Annotated in this window: 12 protein-coding genes, 1 other RNA gene and 1 pseudogene; 9 read left to right on the top strand and 5 right to left on the bottom strand. The window is 54.6% G+C overall.

Annotated features, from left to right (window positions below; all coding sequences use genetic code 11):
• The first annotated feature begins 52 nt into the window (after positions 1-52).
• The 9 genes from PN477_RS09015 (at position 53) to PN477_RS08975 (ending at position 10,553) form a co-directional block, all read left to right on the top strand.
• Entirely contained in the window at positions 53-679 is a 627-nt protein-coding gene (locus tag PN477_RS09015) for a prepilin-type N-terminal cleavage/methylation domain-containing protein (protein WP_272118436.1), read from the top strand.
• A 76-nt stretch (positions 680-755) separates the two neighbouring features.
• Positions 756-1,625, top strand: coding sequence for a hypothetical protein (locus PN477_RS09010; protein WP_272118434.1), 870 nt, complete (start codon positions 756-758; stop codon positions 1,623-1,625).
• Positions 1,626-1,694: 69 nt separating this feature from the next.
• Complete coding sequence (locus PN477_RS09005) at positions 1,695-2,888, top strand: 1-acyl-sn-glycerol-3-phosphate acyltransferase (RefSeq protein ID WP_272118432.1); 1,194 nt, start codon at positions 1,695-1,697, stop codon at positions 2,886-2,888.
• Between the two features lie 19 nt (positions 2,889-2,907).
• Positions 2,908-3,276, top strand: an RNA gene (gene rnpB, locus PN477_RS09000) — RNase P RNA component class A.
• 28 nt (positions 3,277-3,304) lie between these two features.
• Positions 3,305-4,597: an aminopeptidase P N-terminal domain-containing protein gene (locus PN477_RS08995; protein ID WP_272118429.1), complete on the top strand. Its 1,293-nt coding sequence runs from the start codon at positions 3,305-3,307 to the stop codon at positions 4,595-4,597.
• Positions 4,598-4,913: 316 nt separating this feature from the next.
• The gene (locus tag PN477_RS08990) at positions 4,914-5,864 is read left to right on the top strand and encodes an XDD3 family exosortase-dependent surface protein (RefSeq protein WP_272118428.1); all 951 of its coding nucleotides are present in this window, start codon (positions 4,914-4,916) and stop codon (positions 5,862-5,864) included.
• Positions 5,865-6,153: 289 nt separating this feature from the next.
• Complete coding sequence (gene ftsH3 / locus PN477_RS08985) at positions 6,154-8,004, top strand: ATP-dependent zinc metalloprotease FtsH3 (RefSeq protein WP_072620318.1); 1,851 nt, start codon at positions 6,154-6,156, stop codon at positions 8,002-8,004.
• Positions 8,005-8,135: 131 nt separating this feature from the next.
• Complete coding sequence (gene ylqF, locus PN477_RS08980; protein ID WP_272118425.1) at positions 8,136-9,035, top strand: ribosome biogenesis GTPase YlqF; 900 nt, start codon at positions 8,136-8,138, stop codon at positions 9,033-9,035.
• A gap of 15 nt (positions 9,036-9,050) precedes the next feature.
• Positions 9,051-10,553 (top strand): pentapeptide repeat-containing protein, encoded by a 1,503-nt coding sequence (locus tag PN477_RS08975; protein ID WP_272118423.1) that lies wholly within the window; start codon positions 9,051-9,053, stop codon positions 10,551-10,553.
• 155 nt (positions 10,554-10,708) lie between these two features.
• On the opposite strand, the gene stpA is transcribed toward PN477_RS08975, so the two are convergent.
• The 5 genes and pseudogenes from stpA to PN477_RS08950 form a co-directional block, all read right to left on the bottom strand.
• Complete coding sequence (gene stpA, locus PN477_RS08970; protein ID WP_272118420.1) at positions 10,709-11,947, bottom strand: glucosylglycerol 3-phosphatase; 1,239 nt, start codon at positions 11,945-11,947, stop codon at positions 10,709-10,711.
• Positions 11,948-12,075: 128 nt separating this feature from the next.
• Positions 12,076-13,278 carry an HhoA/HhoB/HtrA family serine endopeptidase gene (locus PN477_RS08965; protein WP_272118418.1) on the bottom strand — a complete coding sequence of 401 codons (1,203 nt, stop codon included), beginning with the start codon at positions 13,276-13,278 and terminating at the stop codon, positions 12,076-12,078.
• A gap of 169 nt (positions 13,279-13,447) precedes the next feature.
• Positions 13,448-13,702 carry a 50S ribosomal protein L27 gene (gene rpmA, locus PN477_RS08960; protein WP_072620314.1) on the bottom strand — a complete coding sequence of 85 codons (255 nt, stop codon included), beginning with the start codon at positions 13,700-13,702 and terminating at the stop codon, positions 13,448-13,450.
• Positions 13,703-13,765: 63 nt separating this feature from the next.
• Positions 13,766-14,146 (bottom strand): 50S ribosomal protein L21, encoded by a 381-nt coding sequence (gene rplU, locus PN477_RS08955; protein WP_272118416.1) that lies wholly within the window; start codon positions 14,144-14,146, stop codon positions 13,766-13,768.
• A 196-nt stretch (positions 14,147-14,342) separates the two neighbouring features.
• Positions 14,343-15,077 (bottom strand): annotated as a pseudogene (locus tag PN477_RS08950) (pyridoxal-phosphate dependent enzyme); the annotation flags it as partial.
• Between the last annotated feature and the right edge of the window lie 139 nt (positions 15,078-15,216).

Genomic DNA, 15,216 nt, shown 5'->3' with positions numbered 1-15,216 from the left:
TGCTCATTCTGGCAATCTTCCGCGCACTGTCCCGCTAACCGGTTGAAAACCTGTGAACACCCAATCAGATCAAGGGTTTACCCTGGTGGAACTCCTCGTCGTTATCGTCTTGCTTGGTATTTTAGGGCTGTTGGTGAGTGCGACCTGGTTGGGATTTGTGCAACGCCAACGCTTAAACCAGGGGAGCGATCGCCTCTTTCGCACCCTCAAAATCGCCCACGAAACCGCCCGCTACCGCCACATCTCCCAACAAATCAGCATCCGCCAAACCCCCACCCACGTCGAATTCATCACCCACCCCGCCGATCCGGATCACTTTGTTCCCCCCAACCTTTGGCAAAACTCCGCCCTCTGGAACCGTCTCGACTCCTCCATCCTTGTGGATCAAACCAACGGACGCGGCGAAAACGAAACCACCTTCCGACGCGATGCGATCGACGGCATCACCACCTGGCGGATCATTTTCAATCCCCACGGTTGCCCCGTGTCCCAGCCCGAAGATATGTGTACTGAAGCTCCCCACGTTAAAGGCCGTCTCAGTTTAAAGTCAGTCCACGCCCCCACTGCCAATGATGCCCAAATTTTGCGCCGCTGCGTGATTCTCTCCACCATGCTCGGAGCCATGCGCCAAGGAACCAACCAACCCAAACCCGACAAAGACGGAAAATACTGTTATTAAATTCGGGACGCGATCGCGGCACTGGCCCACCTTCGGTAAACTGTATTCTGAACGTGAACCCTAGATGCGATCGCCCATGAATTTACCCCTACTGTCCAATACCAACAATGAAAAACGCCTCCTCACCGTCACTCGTACCGGTGAATTTAGCCAACCCATCCGGCTCTACTATCGCATCAGCAAACAAAAAACCGTATTAGGAGCATTTAAAAAACTGCGGTGTGTCTATTACGAAAAACCGCTCAAACGCTGGCGTTGGATGTATGAACACGAAGCCAAAAAAATTCACTTTGATATCCCGTACTCAAAAATCCCGAAAGAACATCGCCCGATCATTCTTGGTGACTTCTTTTTTCCGAATGAGACGGAAATGGTCATCGATTTGCGATCCTTTCAACGTGCCACAGAAGCGATCCTCTTTTTTGATCGACGGATTAATCGGCGCGTGGCGACCTTAGAGCGAGTTCGCCTCGTGAATCAACTTTTTGATGCCAATCAACCCGACACCGAAGAACTACTTGCCGCGCCCTATGATCACTTCTTTGCAAATCGGGATGATATCTATATCCCGGACATTGCCAAAATGGAAGCGGACATGGATGCCATTACCGCCCAGTATCCTGATGATTGGGATCAGCGCAGTGAAGCCTTAACCGCATATCTTGAAGAAAATACCCCTGCTAAAAGTCCGTTACTTGAGGAATTACCCGCCAATTTTTATGAAGATGGGATCGATAGTTTAGCGATCGCATTAGCGATGCGCACGATGGAAGCAAAAGCCCACTGGGATGGGAATGATGCGTTTACAAAACAGGATGTGGTTGAGCAGTTTGCGGCATGGATGGCGGATGAACTCGATGATGAAGAGATAGATGAGGCAGTGGAAGAATTGGGAGAGTTGACGGTTGATGTGCAGAGTGAAGCGGTGACCGAGGAGGAAGAATAACTGTCACAGAGGGGGCGATCGCGTCTCTCTCTGCCCTCTACTGTCAAAGTGGTGTTGTTTGCAAAATCCATGACTGCCCCTGACTTTTACCCCGATCGCCAAAATCCCCTTTTCACTCGCCTCTTTCAAAGCCTGTCCTATCCGTTGGCCTGGTGGAAGTATCAAATGCGGTTGCGGGTCAGTATTGAGGATGTGGCGAAACTGAAAGCCCTGCGGGGCGATCGCGTCATCCTGATGCCCAATCACCCCACCTTTGATGATCCGATTGTGTTATTTCTACTCTCGACGCGGGCGGGGGAATTGTTTCACTTTCTCTCGGCCTATGCGAATTTTAAAGGCTGGCAAACCAAGCTGATGCAATATTTAGGAACCTATTCGATTAAACGGGGAGTGGGCGATCGCACCAGTATCGCCTACACGCTGAAATTACTCGAAACCCAGGCCCGCTGCCGTCTGGTAATTTTTCCAGAAGGGGGCTGCTCGTTTCAAAATGATACGGTGATGACCTTCCGACCCGGTGCGGTGCAACTAGCAATGCAGGCCATGGCCCGGATTATTAAAAAAACGAAAACCGTTCCTAACTTTTACCTGCTGCCGGTGAGTGTGAAATATTACTACACGCGCCCGATGAATTGGGTGATTGAACAGTCGTTAATTGGCTTAGAAACGGCCCTGAAAATTACGCCGCCGGATCTCAATTTCTACCCTCGGTTACGAGGCATTGGAGAGGCGGTATCCCGACAGTTTGAGCAGGAATATTTTGGCCATGAATTGGAGGGGAGTTTAAACGATCGCATCGCCCAAATTCGCGCCCAAATGTTGACGATCTGCGAGCAAGAAATCGGTCTCGAACCGATGCCCAGTCTCCCCCTGCGCGAGCGTGTCTACCGGGTGCAAGCGATCGTCGAAGAACAGGAAAACCCCAGCCCAGAACACCGCCGCATTTATCGGGGAACAGTGCGCTTGTTGAATTTTGACTCGCTCTATGATGGCTATGTGGCGGCTGTGCCTACGCCGGAGCGGTTTTTAGATACCTTGACCCGGTTGGAGCGGGAGGTGTTTAATATTGACCGACCGAAACCGAAAGGCGATCGCTTTGCCTATGTGAAGGTGGGTGATCCGATTAATTTGGCGGATTATCTGGCGGACTATCAGCGCGATCGCACCGCCACCATTGACCACCTCACCGCCACGATGCAGGGCATTGTCCAGGAAAATTTAGACCAAATTTCTGCCCAACTCAATCCGTCTGTTGAGGTTTAACTCTAAACTAGATGGGGAGAGAGTCAGCGAGATGGTTGCAAGTCTTCCGTTGAGAAGGCTTGAGGAAAGTCCGGACTCCCGAAAGACCAGACTTGCTGGGTAACGCCCAGTGCGTGCGAGCGTGAGGATAGTGCCACAGAAACATACCGCCGTTTGACCTAGTTTTGATTAGGGAGAACTGGTAAGGGTGCAAAGGTGCGGTAAGAGCGCACCAGCAACATCGAGAGGTGTTGGCTCGGTAAACCCCGGTCGGGAGCAAGGTCGCAGGGAGTAGGGTTGGTCTTTTTCCCGTCCCGTTTTTGGAGAACCGCTTGAGGGATTTGGTAACAAATCTCCCAGATAGATAACCGTCCTCAGAACAGAATCCGGCTTATGTCTGGCTCTCTCTCTCTTTCCACCCTAACCAGATTTTGCTCATGATTGAAGCCGCCGAATATCAGCACCGTCGCGATCGCATCATGGCGAAAATTGGCCAAGGAACCGCAATTTTTCGCAGTGCGCCCCTGGCCGTTATGCACAATGATGTGGAGCATCCCTTTCGCCAAGAGAGTGATTTTTACTACGTCACCGGGTTTAACGAACCCAACGCCGTCGCTGTCCTCGCGCCTCACCATGAGGAACACCGCTACATCCTTTTTGTGCAACCCAAAGACCCCGATCAAGAAACCTGGACGGGCTATATTACCGGCGTTGAGGCGGCTAAGGAAAAATACGGCGCGGATGTGGTCTATCCCATCGGCGAATTGAGCGAGCATTTACCGCAGTATTTGGCGAAGTGCGATCGCCTTTACTACCACTTCGGCCGCGATGAAGCCTTTAACCACACCATTCTCCGCCACTGGCAACGCTGTATCCGTCTCTTCGCCAAAAACGGTTATGGCCCCACCGGCATCGAAGATACTAATTTCATCCTCCATCCCCTCCGCGTTGTCAAAACTGAAGCCGAACTCAACACCCTCCGCCACGCGGCTGATGTGTCCGTCCTCGCCCACAATCGCGCCCGCGAGATGGCAAAACCGGGTGTTTATGAATACCAAGTTCAAGCCGAAATTGAATATATCTTCGCCCGCAACGGCATGACCCCGGCTTATCCGTCCATTGTGGCGGGGGGCGAAAACGCCTGTATTCTCCACTACATCGAGAACAATCGTCAGCTTCAAGAGGGCGATTTGCTGCTGATTGATGCGGGGGGTTCCTACCAGTATTACAACGCTGATATTACGCGCACATTTGCGGTGAATGGGCAATTCACGAAGCAACAACAGGCGATTTATGAATTAGTCTTAGCCGCTCAGGAAAAAGCGATCGCCGAAGTCCAACCCGGCAACCCCTACAACAGCTTTCACGACATCGCCGTCTGTGTTCTCGTCCAAGGTCTGCTTGATTTTGGACTCCTCCAAGGCGATCTTGATGAATTAATCGCCGAAGAAAAATACAAACCCTTCTATATGCACCGCACCGGCCATTGGCTCGGCCTCGATGTTCACGACGCGGGCCCCTACAAAGTCACCGAAGACCAGTGGTACAGCTTCCAACCCGGCAACCTCGTCACCGTCGAACCCGGCATCTACATCGGCCCCCACATCAAACCCGCCGAAGGCCAGCCGGAAATCCCGGCAGAATGGCGCGGGATTGGGGTACGCATTGAAGATGATGTGCTGGTTACGGCGAGTGGGAATGAAGTGTTAACCGCAGGGGTTCCCAAATAGAAAAACCCCACACGGTTCTCAGTATTTTTTCGGAATAAAACAGCTTAAGTCCGTAAATATACGGGGTCTTGAGTTGTACTGTCCTCGTCAAAACTTCACACAAGAAATCTCGTTTAATCAAGATTTTGTAAAGTGACCCAATGGGTGTGACACCACGGAAACAATTCAGATTACTATTGAGAAGTCAGAAGCCTGATATTGAGATGTAAGTATCTCTTGTCACGATCCAAGAGGATTTTAGGTGAGTGTAAAAGCAACGTCATTGGGTGTAGCGTTGACTAAAGAATTTTTGAGCTATAGATTTTGGGAGTATGTTATGAATGTTCAACGCAAAAGCATTCTTTTAATTGCCGGGTTAGCCGTCGCCAGTGCTGCGATCGCCGCCCCCCAAGCCGCCCAAGCCTTCAGTTGGAATTACGGCATGGATTCGAGCGCAGATGGAACCGGACTATTGTTCGGCACAACCAACAAATACGGAGTAGGTCTCAACAGCCACTACGAAGCCTTTGGCATGGCTTACACCGCCAATGAAGATACCGTCACGTTTGCCTTCAACGCCAACTTTGGGATTAATGGCAGCTCTTATTCCCGTGCTGCGGACGGCAATATTGGCTGGGGTGATATGTTCCTCAACCTCGATCCGAGTAAGAACTTCACCGACTCGAAAGCTGCTAGAAGTGTTCTGGGGATTCGCTTTGCCGCTACCAATGATTCCGGCATTGCTGCTGGTGAAACGGGGATCTACAGTGGCATTTCCACGATGAACGTGACCCAAACCAACTCCGGCTGGAGCAGCTACAGCGACTACAACAACTACGTGAGTCGCAACCGCGGTCAGGTAGAACTCATTGACGGAATGAGCACGGCAGAGGCTCAAGGCTATCTCGGCAGCCACGGTCAAAATGTGCTGAGTTCCGGGACAAAGGTGGGTGATATCACCGTTTTGGACAAAACCACCCTCAGTGGCATGGGTCTCGACTTTGGAAGCCAAGGGGGACAAAATGGGGCGGAAGTATTGGGCTTTAGCTTTGCGCGTTCCTTGCTGCCCGGTGGTGAGTTGAATTGGATTGCCCATGTGATGGCAGAATGTTCTAACGATACCGTCGGGATGTCCGGTGATTTTGCCGCTGTTCCCCCGCCCGTGCCGAATACGCCGGGTCAGCCGCCCAAGGAAACGGAATCAACCCCAGAACCGGGAACCATCCTGGGGGGCATCGTAGCGGTAACCTCGATTTTCAAAGCGAAGAAGCACGCGAAAAAAGCCTAAGCCCCAAGGTTTAACGCAATGGGTCTCAATTGGTTAATTTGCCGAAAACGGTGCTACGGGTTAGCACCGTTTTCTTGTGGTGGGAGTAAGGTGCGATCGCGCCTTCTCCCACCACAATTCCCCCAACCCTAGTCAAGACTTCCTGAGAAACGTTAACATTAGTTAATATATAAACTATGCAATTGCCCATAAAACCCGATTTAACATCGTACTAACTTCCCACGACGGCCCGTTCTGCCTCGTAGCCCTCTCTCTGCATCGCACATTCATCTATTAGGAGTTCAATCGCGTGAACAACAGCAAGAACAAAAAATGGCGTAATGCGGGACTGTACGTTCTCCTCGTCATCGTCCTGCTCGCCCTCGGCTCGGCCCTCTTCGACAGCCCCCGGGAAAGCAAAGAAGTCTGGAAATACAGCCGCCTCATCCAAGAAGTTCAAACCGGCAAGATCGAAACGATTAAACTCTCCTCCGATCGCTCCCAAGCCCTCGTCACCGCCCAAGACGGCGCACAGGTGCTCGTCAATCTGCCCAATGACCCCGAACTGATCAACATCCTCACCACAAATAATGTTGATATTGCCGTTCAACCCCCCAAAGATGACGGCGTGTGGTTCCGCGTTCTCAGCAGCCTCTTTGTGCCGGCCCTCTTGCTGATTGGTCTCTTCTTCCTCGTGCGGCGTGCCTCTAGCGGCCCCGGCTCCCAAGCGATGAACTTCGGGAAATCCAAAGCCCGCGTCCAAATGGAACCCCAAACCCAAGTCACCTTTGGTGATGTCGCTGGCATCGAACAAGCCAAACTCGAACTCACCGAAGTGGTGGACTTCCTCAAAAATGCCGATCGCTTCACCGCCATCGGCGCGAAAATCCCCAAAGGGGTTCTCCTCGTCGGCCCGCCCGGAACCGGGAAAACCCTCCTCGCCCGTGCCGTCGCCGGTGAAGCCGGTGTGCCTTTCTTCAGCATCTCCGGGTCGGAATTCGTGGAAATGTTCGTCGGGGTCGGTGCATCCCGCGTCCGTGACCTCTTTGAGCAAGCCAAAGCGAGCGCCCCTTGTATCGTCTTCATCGATGAGATCGACGCTGTGGGTCGCAGCCGGGGCGCAGGTCTGGGCGGCGGGAACGATGAACGGGAACAAACCCTCAACCAACTCCTGACGGAAATGGACGGGTTTGAAGGCAACACCGGCATCATCATCATCGCCGCCACCAACCGCCCCGATGTGCTGGATGCGGCCCTGTTGCGTCCCGGTCGTTTTGACCGCCAAGTGGTGGTGGATCGCCCCGACTACGCGGGCCGCAGCGAGATCCTCAATGTCCACGCTCGTGGTAAAACCCTGTCTAAGGATGTGGATCTCGACAAGATCGCCCGCCGTACCCCTGGCTTCACTGGAGCCGACCTTTCCAACCTCCTCAACGAAGCCGCGATTCTCGCCGCTCGCCGTAACCTGACCGAGATTTCCATGGACGAAGTCAACGATGCGATCGATCGCGTCCTGGCCGGGCCGGAGAAGAAAGACCGGGTCATGAGCGAGAAACGCAAAACCCTCGTCGCCTACCACGAAGCCGGTCACGCCCTCGTCGGTGCGCTGATGCCTGACTATGACCCGGTGCAAAAAATCAGCATCATTCCCCGTGGCCGTGCCGGTGGTCTCACCTGGTTCACCCCCAGCGAAGACCGCATGGATTCCGGTCTTTACTCCCGCTCCTACCTGCAAAATCAGATGGCTGTGGCCCTGGGCGGTCGGATCGCAGAAGAAATCATCTTCGGGGAAGAAGAAGTGACCACCGGCGCATCCAACGATTTACAACAGGTGGCACGGGTAGCCCGCCAGATGGTGACACGCTTCGGCATGAGTGACCAACTGGGCCCCGTCGCCTTGGGTCGTCAATCTGGGAATGTCTTCTTAGGTCGTGATATTGCGTCGGATCGGGATTTCTCCGATGAGACTGCGGCGGTGATTGATGAAGAGGTGCGTAAACTGGTAGACCGTGCCTACGATCGCGCCAAAGAAGTGCTCACCGACAATCGCCACGTTCTCGACAAACTTGCCGAAGTGCTGGTGGAAAAAGAAACCGTGGACTCCGAAGAGTTACAAGCGATTCTCGATAGCAACGAAGTCAAAATGGCGACGTTGGTGTAGGAATCGCCTCCAGCGCGGGTCTGACCACATCCCTAGACCCTGAATCCCCATGAATACCAGGGAAGTCTAATGGCTTCCCTGGTATTTTTAGACTATGCCCATGCCCGATCGCTGCCTATTTCTCCCTGATTATGCGTAACAGCCCTCCCCTGATTCAGTGGTATCCCGGCCACATTGCCAAAGCCGAACGCCAACTTAAAGAACAACTTAAACATGTGGATGTGGTGTTTGAGGTGCTTGATGCGCGCATCCCCCTCGCGTCTCAGCATCCCGATGTCGCCGAGTGGATCGGGGAGAAGCCCCGCATTCTCTTGCTCAATCGGGTGGATATGATTCCGAAACCCTTGAAAGCAGCCTGGGAAACCTGGTTTAAGACCCAAGGAGAGGTGGTGTATTGGACGAGTGCTAAACAGGGGAAGGGACTCCGCCCGGTCTTGAAAACGGCGCAGACGGTGGGGGTCGCGGTGAATGAGCGTCGCTTGCAGCGCGGGATGCGATCGCGCCCCGTCCGAGCGGTGGTGATTGGCTTTCCCAATGTGGGCAAATCCGCCTTAATTAATCGACTGGTGAACCGGAAAGCGGTGAAAAGTGCGCGGCGGGCGGGTGTGACGCGGCAACTGCAATGGGTGAAAATTTCCGATGAAATTCAACTCCTCGATGCACCGGGGGTGATTCCCTGGAAACTCGACAACCAAGACGATGCGATCAAACTCGCCATCTGTGAAGATATTGGCGAGGCCGCCTATAACAATGAAAAAGTGGCGGAGCGGATGGTGGATTTATTGAAAGCGTTGGCAATGGAAGAGGTATTGGGCGATCGCTACTCCGTCGCCGTCGAAAATGACAACGGCGAAGCCTATCTTCATCGCCTCGCCCACGCCCGCTATCTCGGTGACACCGAACGGGTCGCCGTGCTCCTGCTCAATGATTTTCGGCGCGGCGATCTCGGCGAAATTCCCCTCGAACTGCCCCCGACCCTGGAACCTGCCCCCGATCCTCTCGTCTGCGATCCCACTGCTGCCCAGTCCTAACCCTCCCAACGATTCATGTTCAGCCCTCACCCTCTCAAATCGTGGCTCCTGCTCACCAGTCTCGGATTCAGCCTCGTTGCGTTGGGTCATCCTACCGTTGCTCAGGACGTGGCAGAAATTGACCCCCGCGATCGCCTCCTCACCACCAAGGACTGCACCGGCTGCGATCTCCGTCGCGCTGATTTGCAGGGGGCAGATCTCCAAGGGGCGAACCTCCAAAACGCTAACCTCCAGTGGGCAGACCTACGCGGCGCAAAACTCAACGGCGCAAATTTAACCGGCGCGAATCTGCGATCGGCCCGCCTCAATCCCCACCTCACCCCCGAAACCCGTTCACTCCCCCTGATGATCGACGGCATCAATCTTGACGCAATTGATCCCCAATTCTTACAAAAAAATCGCCTGGGTGATGAAACCTGGGAGGGCGAGATTAGCCCAGACGCACAAGCGGCCTATGATGCCCTCCAAGCCACCCTTGATCCCGAAATCGTCGAGCAACCCGGTAACGCTGCCGAACTGGCGGAATTTAATCGCCTCCGCAGCGAAGCCCTCCGCCTGCGTGGGGTGGCTACCCAATTAAACGGCGCGATTCTCACCGATGCCAACCTCAACAACGCCAACCTTGACGGGGTGAAACTCGCCGGTGCAACACTGTTACGGACGAATTTATCGAGCGCAACATTGTTGCGGGGGAATGTGTTCGGCTCCGATTTAACCGATGCGAATTTGGCCCTGCTCCAAGCTCCGGGGGCAACCTTTGAGCGGGCAACGTTGCGCCGGGCTGATCTACAGGCGGCTAATTTTACTCGTGCTAATTTTGCCGAGGCTGATTTTGTCGGGGCGATCGCTGATAGTGCCGTGTTGACGCTGGCGAATTTGCAAGGTGCGATCGCCCGCGACAGCACATTTACCGGGGCAACCTTCATCGACGCAACGTTAGCAAATTCCGATTGGCGGAGTTCTGGTTTAGGGCAAATCAAAGGTCAGCGCAGTGATTGGCAAGGGGCAGATTTACGCCGCGCCCATTTGAACATGAGCGACTTATCCGGGGCAAATTTCAGTGATGCAGACCTACGGCAGGCCAAAGTAGAAACCGTGATTCTCAACGGTGCAACATTGATCGGTGTGAACGCCGAAACCAGCTATTTCTACAGGTCACTCCTGAATCGTAGCGATCTCAGTGGAGCCAATTTTCGCCAAGCCGTGCTCCGAGAAACGGGGATCACCAATGCAGTGCTGATCGGGGCAACCTTGGCCGAGGCAGATTTACGATCCGCCGATTTAACGGGGACAAACTGCACCTACAGCGACTTTCGCGGGGCGAATCTGGTGGGCGCGACCTTGACGGCGAGCGAGTTTGACGCGGCGAATCTCCAAGGCGCAAATTTGACCGGAGCAAGGACGGCACAGATGAGCATCACCGACGCGATTCTCAACGATACCGTGGGGTTTAAAATCCCCCCCAGCTTGGCGGAAACAGAACCCCGCCCCGGCTTAGAATTTCCCAACCCGAAGTGATCAAGGGTCGCGGCTTCCAGCTCCCCTGAAGGGTTTGAGAATCTCTTGAAAGTTTGACGTATACAAGAGCCAGGGCAGTTAGGACATTCAGGAACTCTGGAACAAGGGGCTTAAAGCCCCTTGCCTGTCCTAACGAATTTGTTCACTGCTGTACCTTACCGGGTGCGGTGTTTCGCTGCCGCTTTAATGCAGGCCGTATATTGCTTGTAGCCACCGGGAAACGCCATGTTTAACCGCAGGGGATCGTTGTGATCCTCAAGATCGCCGGGGCCTTCGACCACTTGTTCAACGCCTTCAAGGGTGGCAAGTTTCAACGCCTTGCGGTTCTTGACTTCGCCGCGAGAACTGTCTACATAGACCGTGAGGTGAGGCTGTTCCGTGGCTTGGCTGATGTTGTGGATCAGTTGCAGGAAGTTGCGATCGCTCCCCCCCCGCTGTACCCCGTTCGGCGTGACTCGACTCGTCACCGTATCCCCCACCCCCACCAGTAACGGCATTTTCTCCGGATCAAAATGCTCCACAATCAAACGTTGCAACTCCGGCAATGATGCCGGTGCTTGGCGCACATTGAATTCTGGCCCCAAGGGATAATGCCCAAACTGCTGGTGATAGTAACGATTCAGCAGCGCCACAACCCCGGCTTCTTTAATCCCGCCACGCACCATAAACTGAAAATCCGTCGTCCCGGAATCCGTCGTCGTCGCCGGGCGCAAAATATCATTACCCGTCTGATCTTGACCCAGATTTGGGGCGTAATGGACAAAAAATGAATCCTTCAGACCGCTAGCCTGGGCATCATTGAGCAACTCTGCCATGAGGCGATCCATCGCGGCTTGCAGTTCCGGATAATAATCGCCCACCAGTTCATAGGCCAGATTTAAATTGACCGTGGGGGATGCCACATTATCCAACACCGAAGCCGCCACTAAGGACTCCACCCGCGTCACCCCCAAGCGAGGCAACACCACGCGCAAGCGTTGCTCCATCGCCGTAATCACTCCTTGTAAAAAGGCTAACTCTGGGTCACTCACCCCCGGATGGCTCACCGTGCCCCAACGGTCTTGCCACTGCACGCCCCCCGCCGCTAAACCGGGGAGATAATGACCCGCCGCTTTTACCGACTGATCAGCCCCAAAGGCCCGCTCCACGATCGCATTGACCCCCCGTTTGCCCAGATGCTCCCCATTGGTCAACACATAAAAATGCCCATCAAAGGCTTCAGTGGCGGTGATGTAGTCGGGATCAATGTGACGATTGAGGGGATCTTTGACGAGGGGCATACATACACCATCGAGATCTTGAATAATCAGCAGGTTTTGGGTACTGCTCAGTACAGATTGAAAGTGGTCATGATCGAGGGAGTAGTCTGCATGAGCCAGGGAAGTGGCATCCATAAGTGGTGGAAGTACAAAGCATCAACGTAGTCTACCCTACCGCATTGTCTGACGATGAAAATCGCCCATCCGGAAGATGAGCGAACGAGGAATATTCTGTCAAAAGACACAGGCGCAAGCCCCTCGATTTAGCTGCTGAGTTGGGCGGTACGGACGGTGATCGTCAGGGTTTCGTTGCCGCGACGCACTTTAAACCGGAGTCGGGCATTGATCCCACTTTTCTCAACAATGTTCTGGACTGCTAGGCCTTGGGTGACGCGCTGGCCGTCGATTTCGATGATCACATCCCCACGCCGTAAGCCGGCTTCGGCGGCGGGGGCGTTGGGCATCACACGCTGCACGAGTACCCCATCAACCTCCGGCAGGGCAAAGGAAGAATTGGGATCAGCGTTACTGCGTTGGGCTTGGGCGGCGGTGATGTCGGACATTTCAATACCCACGTAGGGGTGAGGCACGTCGCGCCCGGCAGCGAGAATGTCTTTGAGTTCTTTGGCTTTGTTGATCGGGATGGCAAAGCCGATGCCCATGGCGTTGGCGCGGATGGCGGTGTTGATGCCGATGACTTCGCCGTTGCCGTTGAGGAGGGGGCCGCCGGAGTTGCCGGGGTTGATGGCGGCATCGGTTTGGAGGAAGTTAAGGCGTTTGTCTGGGATGCCCACTTGGGAGGAGGGGCGATCGAGGGTGCTGATGATGCCGAGGGTGACGGTGTTACTCAGACCGCCGGGACTGCCGACAGCGATCGCCCAATCCCCCACTTCTAGCACATCGGAATTTCCCAGGGGGGCAACGGGGAGGTCACTGACGCGATCGCTAATCTTCACCACCGCCAAATCCGTCACCGGGTCTGTCCCCAACACCGACGCTTCAAACTCGCGCCCATCTTGGAGCGTCACATTCACTTCTTCGGCTTCGCTCACCACATGGGCATTGGTCAAAATCACCCCAGAGCGATCGATAATAAAGCCCGATCCCTGGCCTTCGATCCGCCGTTCCTGGGGCATTTGTTGGAAAAATTGATCCCCGAAAAAGTCCCGAAAAAAGGGATCTTGCATCATGGGGGGCAGGCGATTTTCCACCGTGCGGGCAATGTTGATCTGCACCACGGCGGGGCCGGTGCGGGCGATCGCTGAGGTGACAAAACTGCGCCGCCCAGTCAATGGTGCGGAGGTGTCCTGAGCCAGCAGGGTGGTAGGGGCAGGGGCAGCCGCCGTTTCAGGGGCTGGGCCAGCATTGGAAGCCGACACCCGCACCGTCCCAAAGGCCAGCAGACTGCCCACGAGTAAGGCTAATACGTGGGAACCGAATCTCCGGATTGCTTGAGAAATACGCATCGTTTAAGTTATCACTCGCTATCAAAACTGAACCCAAGGGGCCACATCCCCCCATTTTAACGTGGGACATCGAGCCTTTGAGGCGTTCCCCCCCCACAACAAAGGGACAACCCGATGGCTGTCCCTTTGGGGGGTGAATATTCAGACGGGGAAGGGTTCAAACCGTTCCCTAGGCCGGATAAACGCTCACTTTTTTCTTAGATTTACCGCGACGCTCGAAGGTCACCACGCCATCCACCAGCGCAAAGAGGGTGTCATCTTTGCCACGTCCGACGTTTTCGCCGGGGTGGATGCGCGTGCCCCGTTGCCGGACGATGATGTTACCGGCTTTGGCCGCTTGACCGCCGTAGAGTTTAACGCCGAGGCGTTTGGCGTTTGAGTCGCGTCCGTTCCGTGTACTACCAGTACCTTTCTTATGTGCCATGGTGAGATCTCCAAAGGGTGGGGGATTGGTTTGATTTTACGTTAGGGTGCAGCGTTCTGGGGTTTAGGCTTCGGTTTCGACCACTTCGGGGGTGACGGCTTCACCGCTGCCGGAGGCGATCGCTGTCCCATTGATCGAAATTGAGTTAATCATCAAGCGGGTGATTTCTTGACGGTGACCGCGTTTTTTGCGGGTTTTCTTTTTGGGGCGCATTTTGTAGACAATCACTTTCTTGCCGCGATAGTGACGCAACACCGTCCCTTCCACGGTCGCGCCGTCCACATGGGGCTGCCCCACCTGCACGTCGCCGTCGTCGTTAATCAATAAAACTTTGTCAATCGAGACGCTCTCACCTGCATCGACGTGGAGCAGTTCGATGTCATAGAAGCGATCCGGCTCAACACGAAGTTGCTTGCCGCCGGTTTCGATAATGGCGTAGGTCATGGGGTTTCCTTGTTAGTGTGGCCGTACAGGTCGCGTGCGATCGCGTTTCATGGTGTGAACCTGATCCGAGCAGAAATAGTAAACACGCAATTTTTGATTATACAGGATAATTCTGTCTCCTGAGCAGATTGTGACCCAAGTCTTGGGGATCAATCCCTAACAACCTCATCAGCGAGATGCCCCCACTCCCCCCGATTCACCGGGGAGCTAACACACCCAAAAGTGCAGCCAAATCCACATTGCCCCCACTGAGAATCACCCCGACGCGCTGACCCGGAGCTTGCACAACCCCATGGAGCAACGCCGCCGCTCCCAAAACGCCCGTGGGTTCGATCACCAATTTTAAGCGCGTCCAGAGGTACACCAGGGTATCGAGCAATTGCGCATCGGTGACGCTCACCATGTCATCGACGTGGGCCAAAATGATCGGAAAGGTTAAATCACCGAGGCTGGGGGTACGCGCCCCATCGGCGATCGTGTCGGGATTTGCCACGCTTTGCAGGGTTTTGCTGTGGAACGATCGCACCCCATCATCCCCGGCGGCGGGTTCCACGCCAATCACTCGACAATGGGGGAGGGTGTGCTTCGTGGCGATCGCACAGCCCGACAGCAACCCGCCACCCCCACAACAAACCAGCAGCAGATCCAACGATCCCACCGCCTCGATCAATTCCCGCGCCACCGTCCCCTGCCCCGCGATCACGTCGGGATGGTTAAACGGTGGGATCAGCGTCGCGCCCTGGGTTTCGTGAAGCTGCTGGGCGATCGTTTCGCGGTTTTCCTGGGCGCGGTCATACCGTACGATCGCCGCGCCATAGCTCCGCACGGCTGCCTGTTTCACTAGGGGCGCATCGGTGGGCATGACGATTGTGGTGGGGATGTGGAGAAGTTGGCCCGCGAGGGCGATCGCTTGCCCATGATTCCCTGAGGATTGACACTCCCACCGTTAAATCAAAGATTATAACGGGGGATTCTTGCTTCATTGGGTTTGTCTAGTCTCAAGTCATCTCTGTCTTGAAACCCCGTCCAGATTCCCCTCCACAAGCATCTGTTTAACGTCCACTGAATGT

It is taken from the genome of Spirulina subsalsa CS-330 (assembly GCF_028330765.1).
GTDB lineage: Bacteria > Cyanobacteriota > Cyanobacteriia > Cyanobacteriales > Spirulinaceae > Spirulina > Spirulina subsalsa_A.
Note: the sequence above shows the minus strand (reverse complement) of the source record. Positions and strands in the feature narration are given on the sequence as shown.